21 protein-coding genes are annotated in these 19,789 nt (G+C 33.8%); 19 read left to right on the top strand and 2 right to left on the bottom strand.

Translation table 11 applies throughout. The features are described 5' to 3' along the window. The 19 genes from COB47_RS06185 (at position 1) to aroB (ending at position 17,840) form a co-directional block, all read left to right on the top strand. Positions 1–345 carry a histidine triad nucleotide-binding protein gene (locus tag COB47_RS06185; protein WP_013290517.1) on the top strand — a complete coding sequence of 115 codons (345 nt, stop codon included), beginning with the start codon at positions 1–3 and terminating at the stop codon, positions 343–345. Between the two features lie 45 nt (positions 346–390). Beyond that, positions 391–1,176 carry an NAD(+)/NADH kinase gene (locus COB47_RS06180; RefSeq protein WP_013290516.1) on the top strand — a complete coding sequence of 262 codons (786 nt, stop codon included), beginning with the start codon at positions 391–393 and terminating at the stop codon, positions 1,174–1,176. A gap of 28 nt (positions 1,177–1,204) precedes the next feature. Then, entirely contained in the window at positions 1,205–1,663 is a 459-nt protein-coding gene (locus COB47_RS06175) for an arginine repressor (protein ID WP_013290515.1), read from the top strand. 5 nt (positions 1,664–1,668) lie between these two features. Continuing rightward, positions 1,669–3,324: a DNA repair protein RecN gene (recN, locus tag COB47_RS06170; RefSeq protein WP_013290514.1), complete on the top strand. Its 1,656-nt coding sequence runs from the start codon at positions 1,669–1,671 to the stop codon at positions 3,322–3,324. A gap of 74 nt (positions 3,325–3,398) precedes the next feature. Then, on the top strand, positions 3,399–4,637 hold the full coding sequence (gene spoIVB / locus COB47_RS06165; protein ID WP_041742742.1) for a SpoIVB peptidase: 1,239 nt from the start codon (positions 3,399–3,401) through the stop codon (positions 4,635–4,637). Between the two features lie 82 nt (positions 4,638–4,719). Then, positions 4,720–5,523: a sporulation transcription factor Spo0A gene (gene spo0A, locus COB47_RS06160; protein WP_013290512.1), complete on the top strand. Its 804-nt coding sequence runs from the start codon at positions 4,720–4,722 to the stop codon at positions 5,521–5,523. Between the two features lie 74 nt (positions 5,524–5,597). Beyond that, positions 5,598–7,142, top strand: a complete 1,545-nt coding sequence (locus COB47_RS06155; protein ID WP_013290511.1) for a putative polysaccharide biosynthesis protein — start codon at positions 5,598–5,600, stop codon at positions 7,140–7,142. After that, positions 7,139–7,921, top strand: coding sequence for a pyrroline-5-carboxylate reductase (gene proC / locus COB47_RS06150; RefSeq protein WP_013290510.1), 783 nt, complete (start codon positions 7,139–7,141; stop codon positions 7,919–7,921). The genes COB47_RS06155 and proC overlap by 4 nt, the downstream gene beginning before the upstream one ends. Before the next feature lie 12 nt (positions 7,922–7,933). After that, positions 7,934–8,371, top strand: a complete 438-nt coding sequence (rnhA, locus tag COB47_RS06145) for a ribonuclease HI (protein ID WP_013290509.1) — start codon at positions 7,934–7,936, stop codon at positions 8,369–8,371. Between the two features lie 29 nt (positions 8,372–8,400). Then, a complete protein-coding gene (locus COB47_RS06140) occupies positions 8,401–9,429 on the top strand; it encodes a DUF3866 family protein (protein WP_013290508.1) in 1,029 nt (342 codons plus the stop codon). Between the two features lie 9 nt (positions 9,430–9,438). Further along, on the top strand, positions 9,439–9,990 hold the full coding sequence (locus COB47_RS06135) for an NUDIX domain-containing protein (RefSeq protein ID WP_013290507.1): 552 nt from the start codon (positions 9,439–9,441) through the stop codon (positions 9,988–9,990). Next, the gene (locus COB47_RS06130; protein WP_013290506.1) at positions 9,987–11,132 is read left to right on the top strand and encodes an endonuclease Q family protein; all 1,146 of its coding nucleotides are present in this window, start codon (positions 9,987–9,989) and stop codon (positions 11,130–11,132) included. Before COB47_RS06135 ends, COB47_RS06130 begins: the two co-directional genes overlap by 4 nt. Before the next feature lie 17 nt (positions 11,133–11,149). Next, entirely contained in the window at positions 11,150–11,851 is a 702-nt protein-coding gene (locus tag COB47_RS06125; RefSeq protein ID WP_041742740.1) for a YggS family pyridoxal phosphate-dependent enzyme, read from the top strand. Between the two features lie 19 nt (positions 11,852–11,870). Then, positions 11,871–12,308: a cell division protein SepF gene (locus COB47_RS06120; RefSeq protein ID WP_013290504.1), complete on the top strand. Its 438-nt coding sequence runs from the start codon at positions 11,871–11,873 to the stop codon at positions 12,306–12,308. Positions 12,309–12,335: 27 nt separating this feature from the next. Beyond that, a complete protein-coding gene (locus COB47_RS06115; RefSeq protein WP_013290503.1) occupies positions 12,336–12,611 on the top strand; it encodes a YggT family protein in 276 nt (91 codons plus the stop codon). Positions 12,612–12,629: 18 nt separating this feature from the next. Next, positions 12,630–13,397 carry a YlmH family RNA-binding protein gene (locus COB47_RS06110; protein WP_013290502.1) on the top strand — a complete coding sequence of 256 codons (768 nt, stop codon included), beginning with the start codon at positions 12,630–12,632 and terminating at the stop codon, positions 13,395–13,397. 24 nt (positions 13,398–13,421) lie between these two features. Further along, a complete protein-coding gene (locus COB47_RS06105) occupies positions 13,422–13,883 on the top strand; it encodes a DivIVA domain-containing protein (protein ID WP_013290501.1) in 462 nt (153 codons plus the stop codon). 28 nt (positions 13,884–13,911) lie between these two features. After that, positions 13,912–16,674, top strand: a complete 2,763-nt coding sequence (gene ileS, locus COB47_RS06100; RefSeq protein WP_013290500.1) for an isoleucine--tRNA ligase — start codon at positions 13,912–13,914, stop codon at positions 16,672–16,674. 80 nt (positions 16,675–16,754) lie between these two features. Beyond that, the gene (gene aroB, locus COB47_RS06095) at positions 16,755–17,840 is read left to right on the top strand and encodes a 3-dehydroquinate synthase (RefSeq protein ID WP_013290499.1); all 1,086 of its coding nucleotides are present in this window, start codon (positions 16,755–16,757) and stop codon (positions 17,838–17,840) included. Positions 17,841–18,243: 403 nt separating this feature from the next. Here the strand turns inward: aroB and COB47_RS06090 are convergent, their stop codons facing one another. Together COB47_RS06090 and COB47_RS06085 are read right to left on the bottom strand one after the other, a co-directional pair. Next, positions 18,244–18,762, bottom strand: coding sequence for a VanZ family protein (locus tag COB47_RS06090; protein WP_013290498.1), 519 nt, complete (start codon positions 18,760–18,762; stop codon positions 18,244–18,246). 69 nt (positions 18,763–18,831) lie between these two features. Then, positions 18,832–19,365 (bottom strand): hypothetical protein, encoded by a 534-nt coding sequence (locus tag COB47_RS06085; RefSeq protein WP_013290497.1) that lies wholly within the window; start codon positions 19,363–19,365, stop codon positions 18,832–18,834. Between the last annotated feature and the right edge of the window lie 424 nt (positions 19,366–19,789).

The raw sequence follows: 19,789 nt of genomic DNA, 5'->3' as shown, positions 1-19,789 counted from the left end.
ATGATAGAATGTATCTTTTGCAAAATCTTAAATAAGGAAATTCAGTCTGAGATTGTGTATGAAGACGAACTTGTTTGTGCTTTTAAAGACATAAACCCTACTGCACCTGTGCACATCCTTGTAGTTCCAAAGCCACATATAGAAAATTTAAACGCTGTCCAGCAGCAACACAAAGAACTCATAGGTCATGTATTTCTTGTAGCAAAAGAATTGGCAAAAAAGTTTGGAATTGACGAGAAAGGATACAGAATTGTGGTAAACTGTGGAGCTGACGGGGGTCAAACTATTGACCATTTGCACTTTCACTTACTTGGCGGCAGAAAATTTTCCTGGCCAGCTGGCTAAATAAACAATTTGCTTTGGCCATGATAAAGGAGTATGGTTTTGCAAATGATAGTTGGAATTTTTGTGAATTTTCAGAAAGAACACAGCAGCGAAATCTTAGAAAATATTGTATCTATTTTTAACCACAACAGAGTTAATTGGTTACTGATAAATGAAGAGAACAAAAAAGCTAAAAATTTTGACCTCCTTATAACAATAGGAGGAGATGGCACACTTCTGAATGTGGTTGAAAAGGCTTCTATAGAAGCCACACCAGTCCTTGCCATTAACTGTGGAAGGCTGGGGTATCTTACCGAAGAGGTAGAAGAGGATATTGAAAAAGTAATTTTTAAGCTGTTAAAAAAAGAGTATTTCATTGAAGAGAGGCACATTGTTGAAGCTGGTGTAAAGGAGAAGGTTTTCTTTGCACTGAATGATGTGTGTGTTGTGAGAAATACTTTTAATATAGTGGATCTGTGTCTTTATATTGATGGTGTGTTTGCTCAGGAGTATAGAAGTGATGGTATCATAGTAGCAACAGCTACTGGGTCGACTGCATATTCACTTTCGGCAGGCGGACCTATAGTTGAGCCACAGCTGGGGGTGATTTTAGTCACCCCTATTTGTCCTCATTCTTTGAGTTCAAGAAGTCTTATACTTGGCAGTACAAGAACAATAAAAGTGGAAAATTCATCTTCTGAAAATGTTCAGGTAGTAGTAGATGGTAGATTGGTGGATGAGCTTGCGCCAGAAGAATTTATTGAATGTAAAATTTCTCAACACAAGTTAAAACTTATAAGGCTTAAACAAAGAAATTTTTATGAGATTCTTAGAGAAAAAATAAAAGAGTAACAGTAAAAGATAGAGGTGAAATTTTGCTATGAAGTCTGAAAGACAACAAAAGATTTTAGAAATAATTCAAAATGAAGATATAGAAACACAGGAAGAGCTTGTAGAAAGACTCAAGGCACTTGGCTACGATGTGACACAGGCTACAGTCTCAAGAGACATCAAAGAGCTAAGACTTACCAAGGTTTTGACTGAAACAGGGAAATACAAATATGCAGTTTTATCAGGTCCAGAAGCAAATATTACCGAAAAACTTATCAAGGTCTTTTCTGAGTCGATAATCAAATACGACACTGCTGATAACCTGGTTATTATAAAGACAATTACAGGTGCTGCACAGGGTGCTGCTGCTGCCATTGATTCTCTGAGCTGGCCCGAAGTTGTGGGTACAATTGCAGGTGATGATACCATTTTTATAGCAACTAAAGGCAGTGCAGCAGCTGACAAGATAGTTGAGAGGATAAAAGCTATCATAAGCCAAGGTGAGTAGATATCATGTTAAAAAGATTATTAATTGAAAACATTGCTATAATTGATAGACTTGACATTGAATTTGACAAAGGTCTGACTATACTGACAGGTGAAACTGGTGCCGGCAAGTCTATTATCATTGATTCATTATCCTTGCTTTTGGGTACAAAATTTAAAAAAGATGTTATAAGAACAGGATGTTCAAAGGCCTGCGTGTCTGCAATTTTTGAAATTGAAAAAAAGAGTACTCTTGATGCGCTGATTCAAATGGGAATTTCTCTTGAAGACAATTTTTTGATTGTTAGCCGTGAAGTGTACAGCAGTGGCAAAAACATCTGCAGGGTTAACAATCAGTTTGTATTGCTCTCAACTTTAAGAGAAATAACTAAGCACATCTTTGAAATTCATGGACAGAATGAGACTCATCTTCTAAACGATAAAAGGATTCAACTTTTGTACATAGATAGGTTCTGTGGGAAAGAACTTGAAGAGTTAAAAGCTGAGTATAAGGATTTATACCATGATTATCAAGAGAAAAAAAGGCTTTATGAACAGATAATAACAAAAGAAGAAGAGCGGGAAAGACAACTTGATTTACTAAATTATCAAATAAATGAAATTGAAAGTGTAAAACCCCAAATAGGTGAGGATACAGAGCTTGAAAAAAGAAAAGAGATTATCCAAAACAGTTGGAAACTTAAGCACAACAGTGAAAAGATTCTCGATACTATTAACAACACAATCATAGATTCTCTTGAGATGTGTATCAGACTTGCTAACGAAAATTCAAGATTTGACAAGGAATTTGAGACAATATCTGAAAGATTGAACAACGTGTATTATGAAATCGAAGATATCGTATTTTCTATTTCCAAAAAAAGCCAGAATTACGAAGTGAATAAAGAGGAAATAGAACTGATAGTGGATAGGCTTGATAAAATAAACAGGTTAAAGAAAAAATATGGAAGCACAATTGAAAAGATACTGGAGTACAGAAATAATTTGTTAGAAGAAAGAGAAAAAATCAAAAGTAGTAATGAACAAGCTCTTGAACTAAAAGAGTATTTGAGCAAAACCAAAACAAGACTTGAAGAAATTTCTAAGAAAATGTCAGAGATCAGGCGGAAAAAGACTAATGAGTTTGAACAAAAGGTATTAGAAATTCTTTCACAGCTTGAAATGAAAAATGTAAAGTTTTATATTAAGTTTCTTGAAAGAGAGCTTTATGAAGAGGGAATTGACGAAGTTGAATTTTTGATAGCAACAAACGTTGGTCAGCAGCCAAAGCTTCTTTCTGCCATTGCTTCAGGCGGGGAACTTTCGAGAATAATGCTTGCAATAAAATCCATCATGGCAGAGAAAGATGACGTGGAGCTGATCATCTTTGATGAGATAGACAGCGGGCTGAGTGGAGTTGTCGCCAACAAGCTTGCAAAACTTTTAAAGGAGCTTTCTAAGAAACACCAAATTATTTGTATTACACATCTGCCACAGGTTGCTGCTGCCGCAGATATTCATTATTATGTATATAAAGAGGTTAAAGAAAACTTAACCATTTCCAATATAAAAAGACTTGAGGGAAATGAATCGCTTATGGAGATTGCCAGAATGTTCTCAGGAGAAAATGTTACAGAAAGTTCTCTTCTCCATGCAAAACAGCTAAAGTCCCAGTTTTCCTGATTATTCAAGAATATTTTAAGATGGTGGTGGAGAAGATAACTTATAGAAATTTCAAATTGATAGGTGCTAAACAAGTGAAAAAGCTGGTAGGTGGACTTTTTCTTTTTTACATCTTGCTTACTATCTTTTTTGTCATTTACCTTTACATTACCCCAGATTGTTTGACTTGCTACAGCTCAGATAAGGCTATCTCTATTAAAACTCCTGTTTTTATTAATGTAAATCTAAATCCTTCAAGTATTCAAAGTAGCACGCAAATAAATTTTTTTTATAGAACAAACAAGATTTATATTTCAAAAAAGGTTTCTTCAGTTTTATGTGAGCTAAAAATTGGCTCAATACCACTTAAAAGAGTAAAAATCTCCATTCTTGAGTCAAACAACGTTTACGTTTCTGGAAAATTTGTAGGGATTAAGGTTATGACAGATGGAATACTTGTTATCGGGTATTCTTACGTAAACAGTAGTAAATCGAGTTCCCAAGTTCCTGCGAAAGAAGCAGGCATTCAAATAGGTGATAAGATTGTATATGTAGATGGACAAAAGGTAAAAGACTGCAGACAGCTTTTTGAAATTATAAACTCATCAGGTGGCAAGTCGTTGGTTTTTGTAATTAAAAGAGGGCAACTTTACAAACAACTCAATATAAAACCAGTTCTTAGCAGTGAAGGTGTGTACAAAATAGGGCTGTGGGTCAGAGACGGTACAAGCGGCATTGGAACAGTTACATTTATAGATACCAAAAGAAAGGTATTTGGCGCTCTTGGTCACGGCATATCAGACATAGATACCGGGATTCTTCTGGATGTTAAAGAAGGTCAAATTTACGCAGCGGAAATAGTTGATATAAGGAAAAATGATAAAAATGAGATTGGTGAAGTTATAGGCAGAATTAATGAACACTGTGTGGTCGGAGATGTGATTATTAATTCTCCGTATGGAATTTATGGGAAAGTTGCTCAGAATAATTTTTGGAATGGTCTTCAGGATATGGAGATTGCAAGGGTTCAGGATATTCACGTAGGTAGTGCATATATCTTGAGCGGGATCTCTGGTAATGTGGAAAAGTTTAAAATAAAAATAGAAAGGATCTTGCCTCTTTACAGAAATTCGACAAAAGCATTTGTTATAAAGATTACTGACAAGAGACTTCTTCAGCTCACATCTGGGATTGTTCAGGGAATGAGTGGTTCTCCAATTATACAGGATAACAAACTTGTGGGTGCTGTTACTCATGTGTTTTTGAAAGAACCAGAAAAAGGATATGGCGTTTTTATAGATAATATGCTAAATATCACAAACCTTATTAAATAAATTTATGAAAAAATACTAAAAGGAAATTTCGGTTAGCTGTTGAATTTTTTATGTATATAACACATCAAAAAGAGGGAGATATATGGAAAAATTAAAGGTAGTAATTGCTGATGATAATAGACAGTTCAACATGCTTTTAACAGAAGTTTTTAATTCTCAGCCAGATTTCTTGGTGGTTGGCAATTCGTATGATGGTATAGAAACTTTAAAAGTAGTTGAGGAAAAGAAACCAGATCTTCTGATGCTGGATATCATAATGCCATACCTTGATGGAATTGGTGTAATAGAAAATCTTTCAAACGTGGAAAAACATCCAAACATAATTGTTATCTCTGCAGTTGGTCAAGAGAATATATCACAAAAAGCAATTAACATGGGAGCTTTGTACTACTTTGTTAAACCTTTTGATTTGAATATTATGATAGAAAGGGTAAGGCAGCTTTTATCAAACTTATCTTCAAAGTCGGAGGCTGTCGACGCAAATTTCTCAAAATCTGCTGAGAAAAAACCTGTAAGCGAAGTGGACCTGGAAGCTGAGGTTACAGAAATTCTCAAAGAGGTCGGAATTCCTGCACACGTAAGAGGTTATCAGTTTTTGAGAGATGCGATTGTTGCAGCAACAATGGATGCTGACCTCTTAAATGGTATCACAAAGGTGTTATATCCTCTAATTGCAGAAAAGTACAACACAACACCAACAAGGGTAGAAAGAGCAATAAGACATGCGATAGAGATTTCATCAACAAGGGGTAAGGCAGACACGCTTTACAAGTATTTTGGATATTCCACATCACAGGATAAAGGAAAGCCGACTAACGCCAAGTTTATAGCTATGATAAGTGACAAGCTAAGGCTAAAGATAAAGAAGTCTTCCCAAACAAAATGAATGAGAATTTAAAAGAGGGCCTTTTACATACACTTTTAATATGGAACAACAATTTGGTGTGAAAGCTTAATTTCATGAAAAAGGGATTAGTGTATTCAGCAGTTATCTTGACAGTGGGGTCACTGTTTGCAAAATTTGTGGGTGTGTTTTTAAAGCTCCCTCTAATAAATATTGTTGGTGATTATGGGATAGGGTTGTATCAACTGCCTTATCCCATTTATACTACTGTGTTGACGTTCACAATGACTGGTTTTTCATTCGCAGTTTCAAAACAGATTTCTCATTTTCATGCAGAAAAAGATTACAGGGCTTGTAAACTCACATTTTACACAAGTTTGATTGTTATAACAGCTATTTCTTTTATATTTTTGCTTGCATATGTGCTTTTATCTAAAAAGATTATAGAAATTTTCAAGTGGCCCAAAGAGGCCTATATTCCATACTTGTCTTTAGCTCCTGCACTTTTTCTTGTCTCTGTGCAAGCATCATACAGAGGGTATTTTAACGGTGTTAAAAAGATGTACATTACATCAATCTCCCAGATAATAGAGTCGATGGGACGAGTTTGTTTTGGACTTTTGTTTTGTATTTTGTTTTTAAAAAAAGGAATTCACTTTTCGATTGCGGGAGCACTCGCAGGGAGCAGTGTAGGTGCTTTGTTTTCTTTAATCTACCTTGATGTAGCTTTACGTAAAGACGAGACTATAAATGATATGGAAAAGAGTGCAGAAAATACACAGTTATACCATGATATATTTTTGACATGTAAAAACATTCTTTTGCTTACCATTTATTTTTCGCTGTCCTCCCTTTTGATGTCAGTAATATCAATTGTTGACTCTTTGCTTTTTCCATATTTCATGCATATGAGAGGGTATCATGATAGAATAATCTCACAACTGTTTGGAATATTTTCTGGCAAGGCAATGACTCTTATACATGTTCCACTCACATTCAGTGTGTCGATGGCTGTAAGTATAGTTTCGTATGTTGTGGCTGCGAAACAGCAGAAAGAAAGAAGAGAGCTTGTCTCTGCAGCTTTTGAGTACATTATTCTTGTGACGCTGCCTTCTTGTGTGGCATTTTACTTTTTTTCAGATACGATATTCAAACTTGTATTTTTCAATGCTATTGCAGGAGATGATGTGCTTAAAATCTCTGCTTTTCTTACTATCTTGATCTCTCTTGTTCAATTTACAACGTCGGTGTTGCAAGCAATTGGACATTTTATGGTACCTGTAAAAAGTATCCTTTTAGGCGTGATCATAAAGATTCTGTGCATGTTCGTGTTTATCGTGGTATACAACCTGAACATATCGGGTCTTATCTTGGCTAATATCATATGCTACTTTGTGGTCTTTGTGATAAACTTAGATAAGTTAAAATCTTTTGGTTTTGCCCATTTTAATACATGGAAGATGTTTTATATTGTCCTTTCAAGTGTTATAATGGTTATTGTAGGGAAGATCGTCCTTTGCGTTTTCAAAACCTCTGTTTTTATCGAAGGTATTGTTATGATAATTTGCAGTATATGTGCGTATTTTATGTGTGCCTTTATATTCGGTATATTGAAGGTTTCAACAATAAAAGATTTTATTTTTGAGGTGAAAAGAAAATGAAGATAGGAATAATTGGCTGTGGAAATATGGCAAGTTCAATTGCACATTCAATAAAACAATCTCTTGAGCCTCAGCTTTTTTGCTATGACATAGACCTTGACAAGGCTCACAGGTTTTCCCGAGTTTATGGTGCCACCAAAGTCGATAGTGAAATGGAGATTGTAAATAATAGCAACATAATTATAATCGCTGTAAAACCAAAAGACATCTTTGATGTGCTTGAGAAAATAAAAGATGGTATCTCTGAAAAGATAATAGTTTCTATTGCAGCGGGGATTTCGATTTCAAAAATTAAAGAGGTTGTAGGGGACAAAAAGATAGTGCGAGTAATGCCGAATATCAATATAAGCGTACAGAAAGGCGTTATGGGTATATGTTTTTCTGAAGAAGTAACTGCTGAAGAGAAAGAAAAAATACTTAAACTTTTTAAAAGTATGGGTGAAGTTATAGTTACTAATGAAAAATATATTGATGCAATAACAGCTTTATTTGGGAGTGGCCCAGCATTTGTTGCACACTTTATTGAAAGCTATGCCGATGCAGCAGTTAAACTTGGATTTTCAAGACAAGAAAGTCTAAACCTGATCTTGGCATTATTTGAAGGTACTGTTGTTAACATGAAAAATAATATGTTAACTACACAGCAGATAAAGGATATGGTAACATCTCCTGGGGGTACAACAATTGAAGGGCTTGTGGAGTTTGAAAGAAGAGCGGTAAAAGGAGCAATAATAGATGGGATACTCAAGGCATATGAAAGAGCTAAAAATATATTGTAGGTGTAAAAAGTAATGAAAGAAGTGACAATTTACACTGACGGTGCTTGCAGCGGAAATCCTGGACCAGGCGGATGGTGTGCTATACTCATATACAAAGGAATCAAGAAGGTGTTAAAAGGCTTTGAAAGGCACACAACCAATAACAGAATGGAGCTCAAAGCGGTTGTGGAAGCTCTAAAAGCATTGAAAGAACCATGCAAAGTAGTAATCTATTCAGACTCTGCTTATATTGTAAATGCTGTCAATCAAAATTGGATAGAAAAATGGCAGAAAAATGGATGGAAGACATCTGAAAAGGAAGAGGTCAAAAACATTGATTTGTGGAATGAGCTTATAAATCTTCTCAAAATTCATAAGGTTACTTTTGAGAAAGTAAAGGGTCATAGTGACAATGAACTTAATAATCTTTGCGACCAGATTGCAAGAAGTATGATAAAAGGGGAGCAATAAGATAAAGTGTTTGAAATAAAAAAGGGATTGTGACAAGAAAGATAAATACTACAGGATTTTGCCAGTATGTTGAAGTAAAATATCACGACGGCAATGTGTCTATTGCTGTAAACTTTTTGGATATAAATCACGAAGTAGAAGAGGGACAAGAGGTTTTAGTGAATACAACAGCAAGAGTGCTTCAGCTTGGAACGGGTGGATATGATTATATTTTACCTTTTGATGCTTTTAAAAACCTGTCAAAAGGTCATATAATGAAGCTCAGATACACACCACTGCAATTTTCTGTGTTGACAGAAGAAGAAAAAAATCCTGACATTTTTGATAAAGTTCCAAATTTTAATGATATAATTGTTATTGTGTGTGAGCTTCACAGCATGCTTTTGCCTCTATGTATTTACCTTAAAGAAAAAGTAAAAGGAATAAAGATTTCTGTTATATTAAATGACTGGGGAATGTTAAATGCAAAGCTTTCGCACAACTTAGAGTTTTTAAAAGAAAACAAATTTGTAGACTACATAATAACATGTCAGGAAGCATTCAATGGTGAATTTGAATGTATAAATGAAATAGATTCTCTCACTTTTTCTCAAAGTTTAGGATGTGATGTTGCTATAATTTCTCCCCTGCCTGGAATTGTGGGAACAGGAACAAAATTTGGGTTCAGTAGTTACAAGGCTGTCCACGTTATTGAGGATGTAGTCAGATTTGGTGGCAGAGTAGTCTTTCCAGTGAGGGTATCGAAAAATGAAAAAAGACAGCGGCATAGGTTCATAAGTCATCATTCTCTTACAATATTAAATTATGTGAATTGTTCTGTAGAAATTCCAGTTTTTGATTTTGAAGATAAAATCTTTTTCGCGAAAATCTATAAGACATTAAACAATTACCGCGCAAAGCACATTGTGGCCGTGGTGAATAAAATAGATAAAATGATAGTAGAGAAATACAAGTCAATTATGAGCACAATGGGAAGAAGTTATGAGCAAGATAGTGAATACTTTTTGGAACTTTTCGCTACAGCAGAATATGTCTTAACAAAACTAAAAAGGAGATGAAGATTAAAGATGGATTTTTATGAAAAGACTGTAGAGTCCACATTAATATATGATGGCTCATTTATATCATTAAAAATAGACAAGGTTTTACTTCCAAACGGCAATATTTCTCAGCGTGCTATTGTACTTCACTCGGGTGCAGCTGTGGTTGTTCCTGTCGATGATGAGAACAACGTCATCTTTGTAAAACAGTTTCGAAAACCAATTGAAAAGGTAATAATTGAACTTCCTGCAGGCAAACTTGACAAAGATGAAAATCCACTTGAATGCGCTAAAAGAGAGCTTGAAGAAGAAACAGGTTATAAAGCAAGAGAACTAATAAAACTTACCGAGATTTATACAACGCCAGGATTTTCAAACGAAGTGATACATATATACCTTGCAACGGGTCTTTTTAAAGGAAAAGCTCATACAGATGCTGACGAGTTTGTTGAAGTACTAAAAATTAAGATGGTTGATGCCATTTCGATGGTCAAAAAAGGTGAGATTAGGGATGCAAAGACAATAATAGGACTTTTTCTTGCAAATATGTATTTGCAGGAGCAAGAACTGATAAAATGAGGGTATATGCCGATTTGCACGTGCACATTGGATTTTCTAATGGAAGGTACATAAAGGTACCTTCTTCAAAAACCCTTACACTTGAGAATATTGTAAAAACAGCAAAAGATGAGAAAGGCCTTGATGTGATTGGTATTGTTGACTTTTTGTGCGAGGATGTAATTGAAGAAACTGAAGAGTTGTTAGATAAAGGAAAGTTTGTATTGAAAGATGGTAGTTTATATTCTGAGGGGCTTTTGATAATACCTGCAGCCGAGATAGAATTGAGGTTTTTCTCAAATGATTTTCACTGTCTTCTCTTTTTCGAAGATTATGAAAAGTTAAAAGACTTCAGAAAAATAATTAAGACCTACTTTAATCAAATTGATTTTAGCTGCCCGGTTTTCAGAGGGGAGATTTGCGATTTTGAAAAGATTGTATCATCTTTTAGACTTTTAGCTGTGCCTGCACATGCTTTTACTCCTTATAAAGGTTTTTATTCAGCGGCGCAAAGAATTGAAGAGGTTTTCAAAAATACAGAGGTTTTTGCAATAGAACTTGGTCTTTCTGCTGATTCTTACATGGTAAATGCACTTTGCGATGTGCAAAAAAGGAGCCTGCTTTCTAACTCAGACGCTCATTCTTTGAAAAATATTGCAAGAGAGTTTAATGAAATTGAGGTTGAAAATCTTTCTGCAAAGGATATCATAAAAAGTATAAAAGAAAACAGAGTAGTTGCAAACTATGGTATAAACCCAAGACTTGGAAAATATCATAAATCGTATTGCAATAAATGTAATAGTTCATTTAATTTGAAAAGCCAAGATTCAATATTATGTCCATTTTGCAAAAGCAATGACATTGTAATTGGTGTTGAGGATAGAATTTCATGGCTTTGCAAGATAGAAAATCCTGTGGAAAAACCGCCTTATTTTTACACATTCCCTTTTGAACTTGTACAGGGATTTGGACAAAAGACAATCAAAAAAATAATTGAGATATTCAAAAATGAAATAAACTTCATTAGATCTCTAAATGATGGTACTTTTAAGAATTACAATATTGATAAAAATATAATACAAAAACTTACAAAGTTTATAAATCAAGATTACACTATTAAATTTGGTGCGGGAGGACATTTTGGAAGGGTCATATTTGAATAAAAATGGGTGATGATATTATGGTTGAAAAAGAGATGCTCAAAAAAAATATTGAAGATGTAATCAACAGAATAGAAAAGGCCTGCATCAGAAGTGGTAGAAATCCCAGTGAGATCAGTTTACTTGGTGCGACAAAAGGGGTAGATGTTGAGACTATAAAGCTTGCAAATCAGTTTGGTTTAAAGATTTTTGGTGAGAACAGGGTACAAGAATTTTTACCAAAGTTTCAATATCTTCCATATCTTGAGTGGCATTTTATTGGAAGACTTCAGACCAACAAGATCAAATACATTTTTGATAAAGTAAGTCTTATTCATTCAATTGACAGTCCTCAGCAAATTGATGAACTTGAAAAAAGATGTGCAAAGGCAGGAAAAGCATGTAACGTGCTGATAGAAATAAACATAGGTGGTGAAGAGTCAAAGGGTGGAGTTAGTATAGAGAAAGTAGATGATTTGATTGAAAAGATCAGTAATTGTTCCCATGTCATTCTTAAGGGTTTTATGACCATACCTCCAATTGAAGATGATGACAAGAAATTGAGGTGGTACTTTAGAAGGATGAAAGAAATCTTTGAAAAATATAAGAAATTAAATTATAATAGTGTTAAAATTGAAGTCCTATCTATGGGTATGAGCAATGACTTTGAGGTAGCAATAGAAGAAGGTGCCACCTTGGTGAGGATAGGAACAAAAATCTTTGGTGAGAGACCAAAAAAATAATAAGGAGGGTTTTTTGGTCATGTTTGATAACCTACAAAGAAAGTTTTTAAACCTTATTGGCATTGAGATTGAAGAGGAAGATAGGTCTCAGGAGGTTTCAAAAACAAAAGAGGAAAACGCCAAACCAAAGCATGAAACTCCAAAGGTAGTGACAATTGGAAAAGCAAACCAAACAGAAGTTACAGTGTATAATCTCAAACTCTTTGATGAGGTTGTTAAAGTTTGCGATGCTCTCAGAGAAAACAAGATAGTTGTTTTCAATTTGGAACAAGTAGCAGAGGAGCACATTCAGAGAATAATTGATTTTGTGAGCGGGGCTGTTTATGTTCTGGATGCCAAGATTCATAAGATTAGCAAAAAGATATTTGTGGTTGTTCCAAGAAGTATTGACCTTGAAGTTGACGAACAGCTCAAAGAAGAGTTCAGGTCAAAAGGTGTATTTGCTTGGTTGAAGTAATCAAGACAAAATTTTTGGGGGAGTTTTATGATAAGATTTTTATTTGGACTTGCAGACAAGGCAATTTCGTTTGTTGAATTTTGTATAATAGTTGATGCAATTTTGTCGTGGGTAATAGTCGACCCATACAATAAATACAGAAGAATATTGGGTACTATTGTGAATCCTATTCTTGACCCTGTGAGGAGGGTAGCTTCGCGATACATTCGGATAGGTTTTATTGACTTTTCACCTATGATTGCTATAATTCTTTTAGAAGTTTTTAGATGGCTACTGAGAATACTTCTTATAATCTTAATATAAAAAATGGGGTAGCAGGTAATGTACTATATCCCTGAAGAAAACAAACATGAAATATTAAAAATTAAAAACTTGATAGAGAAAACAAGGTTTGGTATTGAATATTCTGACTTTCTTTCACCATTTGCAATAAAGTATGCTGTTGATTTTCTTCTGAAAAAAGAGAATCAAATTTTATACAAAATTTGGGGTGGATACGAAGGCAGCGAAAGAAATATATTGGCTCTTTTTAGTAGGGATTTTGAGGAATATGCAGAAAATCTAACGTACCCTATAGAAACCATTTTGATTGAAGCCAAAGATAAACTTTTTCACAGGCAAGTTCTTGGTAGCTTTATTGGTAATGGAATTAAAAGAGATAAGATAGGCGATATCCTTGTCAAAGAAAACAGTGCACTTGTGTTTGTAAAAGATGAAGTGGCAACATATATTGTAACCAATATAGACAAAATCGGCAAGGAAAAGGTAAAATGTAGCATTGTCAGAGACAATGAAGTTGATATAAAATATTTTTTCAGCAATGAAGGCAAGAGGATTACTTATACTTTAGCATCGCTCAGAGTTGACAGTGTGATAAGCCACGGTTTTGGAATTTCAAGAGAAGAAGCAGCAGATTTAATCAGACAGATGAAAGTGGCAGTAAACTGGATATACATTGATAAACCTTCATATCCTATAAAAGAAGGAGATTTAATCTCTGTTCGTCATTATGGACGATTGAAAATAGATAAGGTATTGACCCAAACTAAAAAGGGAAGAATTAGGATAGAAGTTTTGAGATTTTCATAATTTTTATGCGGAGGTAAAATATTGATGTTAACCCCTCAAGATATTGAATCTAAGACCTTTAAAAGGGTGTATATAGGTGGATATAGTGTTGAAGAGGTAGAAGAGTTTTTGGACCAGGTTTTAAAAGATTATGAGGCTCTGTATAAAGAAAACCTTGAATTGAAAGACAAGATTGCTCTTTTAAACGAGAATATTCAAAACTACAAGACAATTGAAGAGACTTTGCAAAATACCCTAATTGTTGCACAATCCACTGCTGAAGAAATCAAAAAGGTAGCGTATCAAAAAGCTGAGACAATAATCAAAGAAGCTGAGATGAAGGCTTCAAAGATGATAGAAGAAGCAAATAGTAAAGTTTTGCAAATAACATATGAGTATGGTGAGCTTAAAAAGAGGTATCAACTTTTTCTAAACAAGTTCAGGAATTTACTACAAACTGAACTTAGTGCACTTGAAATGGTAGATAAAGAACTACAAAATGACTAACATTTTTAGCAGGGGGATGAAACATAAGATGGACTGGAGTCAAACATTGAACTTGCCAAAAACCGATTTTCCAATGAGAGCAAACTTGGCGCAAAGAGAACCTCAATTTTTAAAGTTTTGGTACGAAAATGACATCTTTAAAAAAATGCTTGAAAAAAATAAAAACAATAAAAAGTTTATCCTTCATGACGGACCACCTTACGCAAACGGCGACATTCATTTAGGACATGCCCTAAACAAAGTTTTAAAAGACATAGTAAATAAATACAAATCGTTGCAGGGCTATTACACACCTTATATTCCTGGCTGGGACACACACGGTCTTCCGATCGAGCAGCAGGTTATCAAAAAGCTTGGAGTAAACAGGCATGAAGTCAACCCAGTAGAGTTTAGGAAAAAGTGTAAAGAGTTTGCCCTCAGCTATATTGACATCCAAAGACAACAGTTCAAAAGACTTGGCGTGTTTGGTGAATGGGAAAATCCTTACATGACTTTAGACCCAAAGTTTGAGGCAAGACAGGTTCGTGTATTTGGAGAAATGGCTAAAAAAGGTTATATCTATAAAGGTCTAAAACCTGTTTACTGGTGTCCGTCTTGCGAAACTGCACTGGCGGAAGCAGAGATTGAGTATCAAGAGGATAGGACATACTCTATTTATGTTAAGTTTGAAGTGATCGATGACAAAGGGTTGTTTTCAAATTTGCCCATAGGAGATAAAAAGGTATACATTGTAATTTGGACAACCACAACATGGACTCTTCCGGGTAACCTTGCAATTGCCTTAAATGCTGATTTTGATTATAGTTTGATTGATATTGGAAATGAAATATTAGTTGTGGCATCTGAGCTTGTAGAAAGAGTAATGAAGACAAATAAAATTGAGCAGTACCATGAGATTGCAAGGTTTAAAGGCAAAGATTTAGAATATGTAAAATGCAAACATCCGTTTTTAGACAGAACTTCTTTAGTAATTTTAGGCGAGCATGTAACTTTAGAAGCAGGAACAGGTTGTGTTCACACAGCACCAGGACATGGTGAAGAGGACTTTGAGGTTTGCCAAAAGTATAATATACCTGTAATTGTTCCAGTTGATAATAAAGGATATTTGACTAAAGAGGCTGGCAAGTTTGCAGGTCTCTTTTATGAAGATTCAAACAAAGAGATTGCAAAGGAATTAGAAAACTCAGGTAATCTTCTTGGTGTCGAAAAGATAACTCACCAATACCCGCATTGCTGGAGATGTAAAAATCCTGTTATATTCAGAGCAACTGAGCAATGGTTTGCTTCAGTAAAAGGTTTCAGAGAAGAGGCTTTAAAAGCTGTAGACAGCGTTAAGTGGGTACCAGAGTGGGGAAGAGATAGAATTTACAATATGATTGCAGACAGGCAAGACTGGTGTATCTCAAGACAGAGAATTTGGGGTGTGCCAATTCCAATCTTCTATTGCAAAGATTGCAGAAAAGAGCTAATTACAGATGAAACAATTGAACACATAGCAAAAATATTTGAAAAAGAAGGTTCTGATGCTTGGTTTTCTAAGGATGTCAAAGAACTTTTGCCAGAAGGTGCAAAGTGTCCTGTTTGTGGCTGTAGCGAGTTCGAAAAAGAAACCGACATCATGGATGTGTGGTTTGACTCAGGCTCTTCTCATGCTTATGTTTTAGAAAGCAGAGAAGATTTAGAGTGGCCATGTGATATGTACTTAGAAGGGAACGACCAATATAGAGGATGGTTCCAGTCATCGCTTTTGACAGCTGTTGCAACAAAAGGAAGAGCACCTTATAAGATTGTACTCACACATGGTTTTGTTGTTGATGGCGAAGGCAAAAAAATGTCAAAATCAGAGGGAAATGTAATATCACCATTTGACATTATTGATGAGTTTGGAGCAGATATATTAAGACTGTGGTGTGTTTCAGCTGACTACACAACTGATATGAGAATTTCAAAGGATATTATAAAACAGCTAACAGAAATTTATAGAAAGATAAGAAACACAGCAAGATTCTTGCTTGGTAATCTTTATGACTTTAACCCAAAGACAGACAAGGTAGGATATGAAAACTTGAAAGAGATTGATAAGTGGGCACTACAAAGGCTGTATACATTGATTGAAAAGGTGACAAAAGCATATGAAGAATATGATTATAATCAGGTATATCATCTTGTTCATAACTTCTGTGTAATTGATATGAGCAATCTGTATCTTGATATAAACAAAGATAGGCTTTATGCGTCAAAAAGTGAAAGTCTTGACAGAAGAGCTGCACAGACTGTCATGTATGAAATACTTGTTGCGCTCACAAAACTAATTGCACCAATTTTGTCTTTCACAGCAGAGGAAATTTGGCAGAATATTGCTTACAAAGAAGAAAACGTTGAATCAGTATTTTTAACAAGCTGGCCAAAGGTTAACGAAGGTATATTGAAAGATGAAACCTTGAGAGAAAAGTGGGATAAGATAATTGAAATAAAAGACATTGTTGCAAAACAGCTTGAGATTGCAAGAAATGAAAAGCTTATTGGAAGTTCACTGGACAGCAAAGTAAAGATTTTTGCAAAAGGCATTAATAAGAGGTTTATAGAAGAAAACAAAGACATCATTCAGGAAGTGCTAATTGTTTCCCAACTTGAGGTTGAAGAAGGCGACAGCGACCAAATGAAAGTAGAAGTTTACAAGGCTGATGGTTCAAAGTGTGAACGATGTTGGAAATTCGATACAATGGTTGGAAAGAATGAAGAAAGTTTAAATGTATGTCCGAGATGCTATGAGGTTTTAAAAGGTAAATAACATAAAAAAGACAAAGCCGGTATTATAACAAGTGCCGGCTTGTCTTTTATTTTATAAAATTTACAAAAAGGATGGGTAGGATGGAAGATAGGATTTACTTAAATTTAAAGAGGGATGAAAAAAATATTCCAATTGTTTTTGTTGAGAGAATAGAAAAAATTAGAGAATATATTTTATCTTTTAACTGCTCAAATCTTGTAATATTTACTGATAGGTTGGTCTACAGGATTTATAAAGATTTTATTGATAGCCTGCAGCACTCTTACCTTTATCTTTTTGATAAAGGTGAGGAATCAAAGTCAATAGAGTCTTACCTGAAAGCCATTGATTATCTTTTGGATAGAAATGTGGATAGAAGAGCTTTGTTTATTGCAATCGGTGGCGGGGTTGTTGGGGATGTAGTAGGGTTTATAGCATCTACATATAAACGTGGTGTAAGGCTCATTCACATTCCAACAACTCTTCTTTCAATGGTTGATAGTAGTATTGGTGGTAAGACTGGAATTAATTATAAATCCTATAAGAACCAGATTGGAACATTTTATCAACCTGAGATGATAATAATTTGCCCTCAGTTTTTAGGAACACTTCCAAAAAGCGAAGTTTTATCTGGTTTTGGTGAAATAATAAAATATGGTTTTACCTTGGACAAAAGTATATTGGATATGAAAAAGAGATTTGAAAATGATGTTTTTGAGATTTTTCAAGATAAAATACTTTCTATGCAGTTGATAAAGAAATCTATTAACTGTAAAGTCAAAATTGTTGAAAAGGATGAAAAAGAATCATTTTTGAGAGAAGTTCTGAATTTTGGTCACACAGTAGGTCATGCACTAGAGACGTATTACAATTACTATTTTTCTCATGGTATATTCGTTATTTTGGGAATGGTTGCTGAGATGATACTTTCAAACATTCTATTTAATTTTGATTTGTCAAACTTAGATTTTTTAATAAGAATTTTGGAGAAGAATAGTGTAAAACTTCCTCAAAGATTTGAGAAGAGCCAAATTATCTCAATTATGAAGTATGATAAGAAAAATATAAGTTCTTCTATAAGAGTTGTTTTATTGAAGGATGTATGTGATTATGTGTTAGGTTACGAAATTAATGAAGATATTTTATATGAGGCACTTGATAAGTTCGAAAAAATTGTTTTATCTTAAAATGCCTCAGTCTGACAAAGTCAAGAAGAAGCTCCCCTGTCTTGGCTATATAGCTCACGAATTATAAAAATAAATGCCAAGAAAAGGGAGCTTTTTTATGTGTTAATTCTAATTTCTGCATCGTTATACATTATATTAAATACGAATCATTTTTGGTTTTAGTATTTTTGTCGATATAAATTTCTTCAAAGCCACCATTTGAAAAATAATTTTTTCTTATCTTTTCCTCATTTTGAGATGGAATAATTTCCGTTTTTAAATTTATTATACTACTTTTGTTGTTTATTAGATGTATTTTCAGCAGCAACAATATTCAAGTTGTACAGAATAGGAAATAACACCAGAAGTGAAATTAATACTGTTATTTACAGAATTTTACAATTATTGATTTTTCTAATTTGCATTACAAATCAACTCCCTTGAATATAAGCATCAATAATCTTTTACTAATAATACAAAAGTAAAATCCCATAATTCCGCCTATTGTATTCGCTATAATGTCGTCTATGTCAAAACATCTGCCAGAATTGTTTGTCACTATCATACTAATTAACTGCAATACTTCTATGCATAAAGAAAATGAAAAACTATAATATGTTACTTTTTTTAATGAGCAATCTTTCCTTATTATTGGTAGCAAAAAGCCGAATGGTAAAAATAAAATAATATTATACCCAAAAGTTTCAAATATTATTTCAAAAGTAGGTAGTAAGTATTCTTTTATATTATACCCTGCTCTTGATGCTTCTCTTAATGCTTCAATTCTCTTTATTAAAAAATAAAATGGAACTAAGTTATACTGTACTTTAGTAATGTCTATTTTAAATGGCAATTTGATTGGAAATTGTGTAATTATCATAACTACAAATATATATCCATCGAAAATAATCTTTACAGCTCTTTGCTTATACTTTTGAAGCATTACCTGTATTCCTTCAGTATAAAAGATTGAAATTTAAGTCTTCTATATTTTCATAACTTTTATAATAAATCAAGGCTTGTATACTATAAAGTCTCCTGACGCATAATAACCAGTATTAAAATTAAACTCAATATAATAATCTTTATTTGGAGTTACAGAAAAAGAAATAGTTTGCCAACCTTTATTAGTAATAATATATTGAGGGGATGTTTTCTTCCCTGAACTATCCAATAAGTATACTGGAATAGATGCGTAAGCATTGCTTAAAGGATTTGTCCTATTGATAGCATCTGACTTATTTAAATACATTCCAAAGCAAGCATCAATTTTAATAGTATTGCCACTTGTTTTAACCCACTTGTCACTATATAATATCCCTGATGCCCATACTACAGTACCGTTATAACTTTCTCGGTCTAAGTTCACAGTTTGATTTGAAGAGCTTGGAGGATTAACTCCGAAGAGTTGATTTTTCTCATCGATATCTACTGTTGACTGAGAGAGGCTTTGGATATCTTCTTGTGTTTGCGAAGCTGCAAAAATAAATGCATTCGAAAGTATACATATCCAAAGGTAAATTACCAAACAAAACATTTTTTTCATGCATAACCCTCCAAAAATAATTATTGTTTTTTAGCCTTTTGCAGAAACGCTCAATATGAGCATTATCAAGTATTTTAAACTGTAAATAATTTAATAATCATCCTCTAACTTTTATTTTTGTGAACGACTGAGATTAAAAATATAATCCCTATTTACAATTTTACCCATTAATTTTCAAACATTTTCGACTCACCTCTTGAGTGGTTTATTTATTTTATCATTATTATACCACGTATGTAGAAACCATACAATTGTAAGATCAGACAAAAAAATAAGCACATTCTCTCAATTTTTTGGTAAAATATTATATTATAAGTTCTAATAACTAATTTTCGGCATAGAAGAATAGAAAGACATGTTTAGGCTTGAATTTTTTTGTATAAAAATCTCCAAAAAGCTTTTCAAAAACCTCTTTACAAATTAG

Origin of the sequence: Caldicellulosiruptor obsidiansis OB47 (genome assembly GCF_000145215.1) — a bacterium.
GTDB lineage: Bacteria > Bacillota > Thermoanaerobacteria > Caldicellulosiruptorales > Caldicellulosiruptoraceae > Caldicellulosiruptor > Caldicellulosiruptor obsidiansis.
The sequence above is the reverse complement of the archived record's forward strand: the minus strand, read 5'-3'. Positions and strand labels throughout refer to the sequence as shown.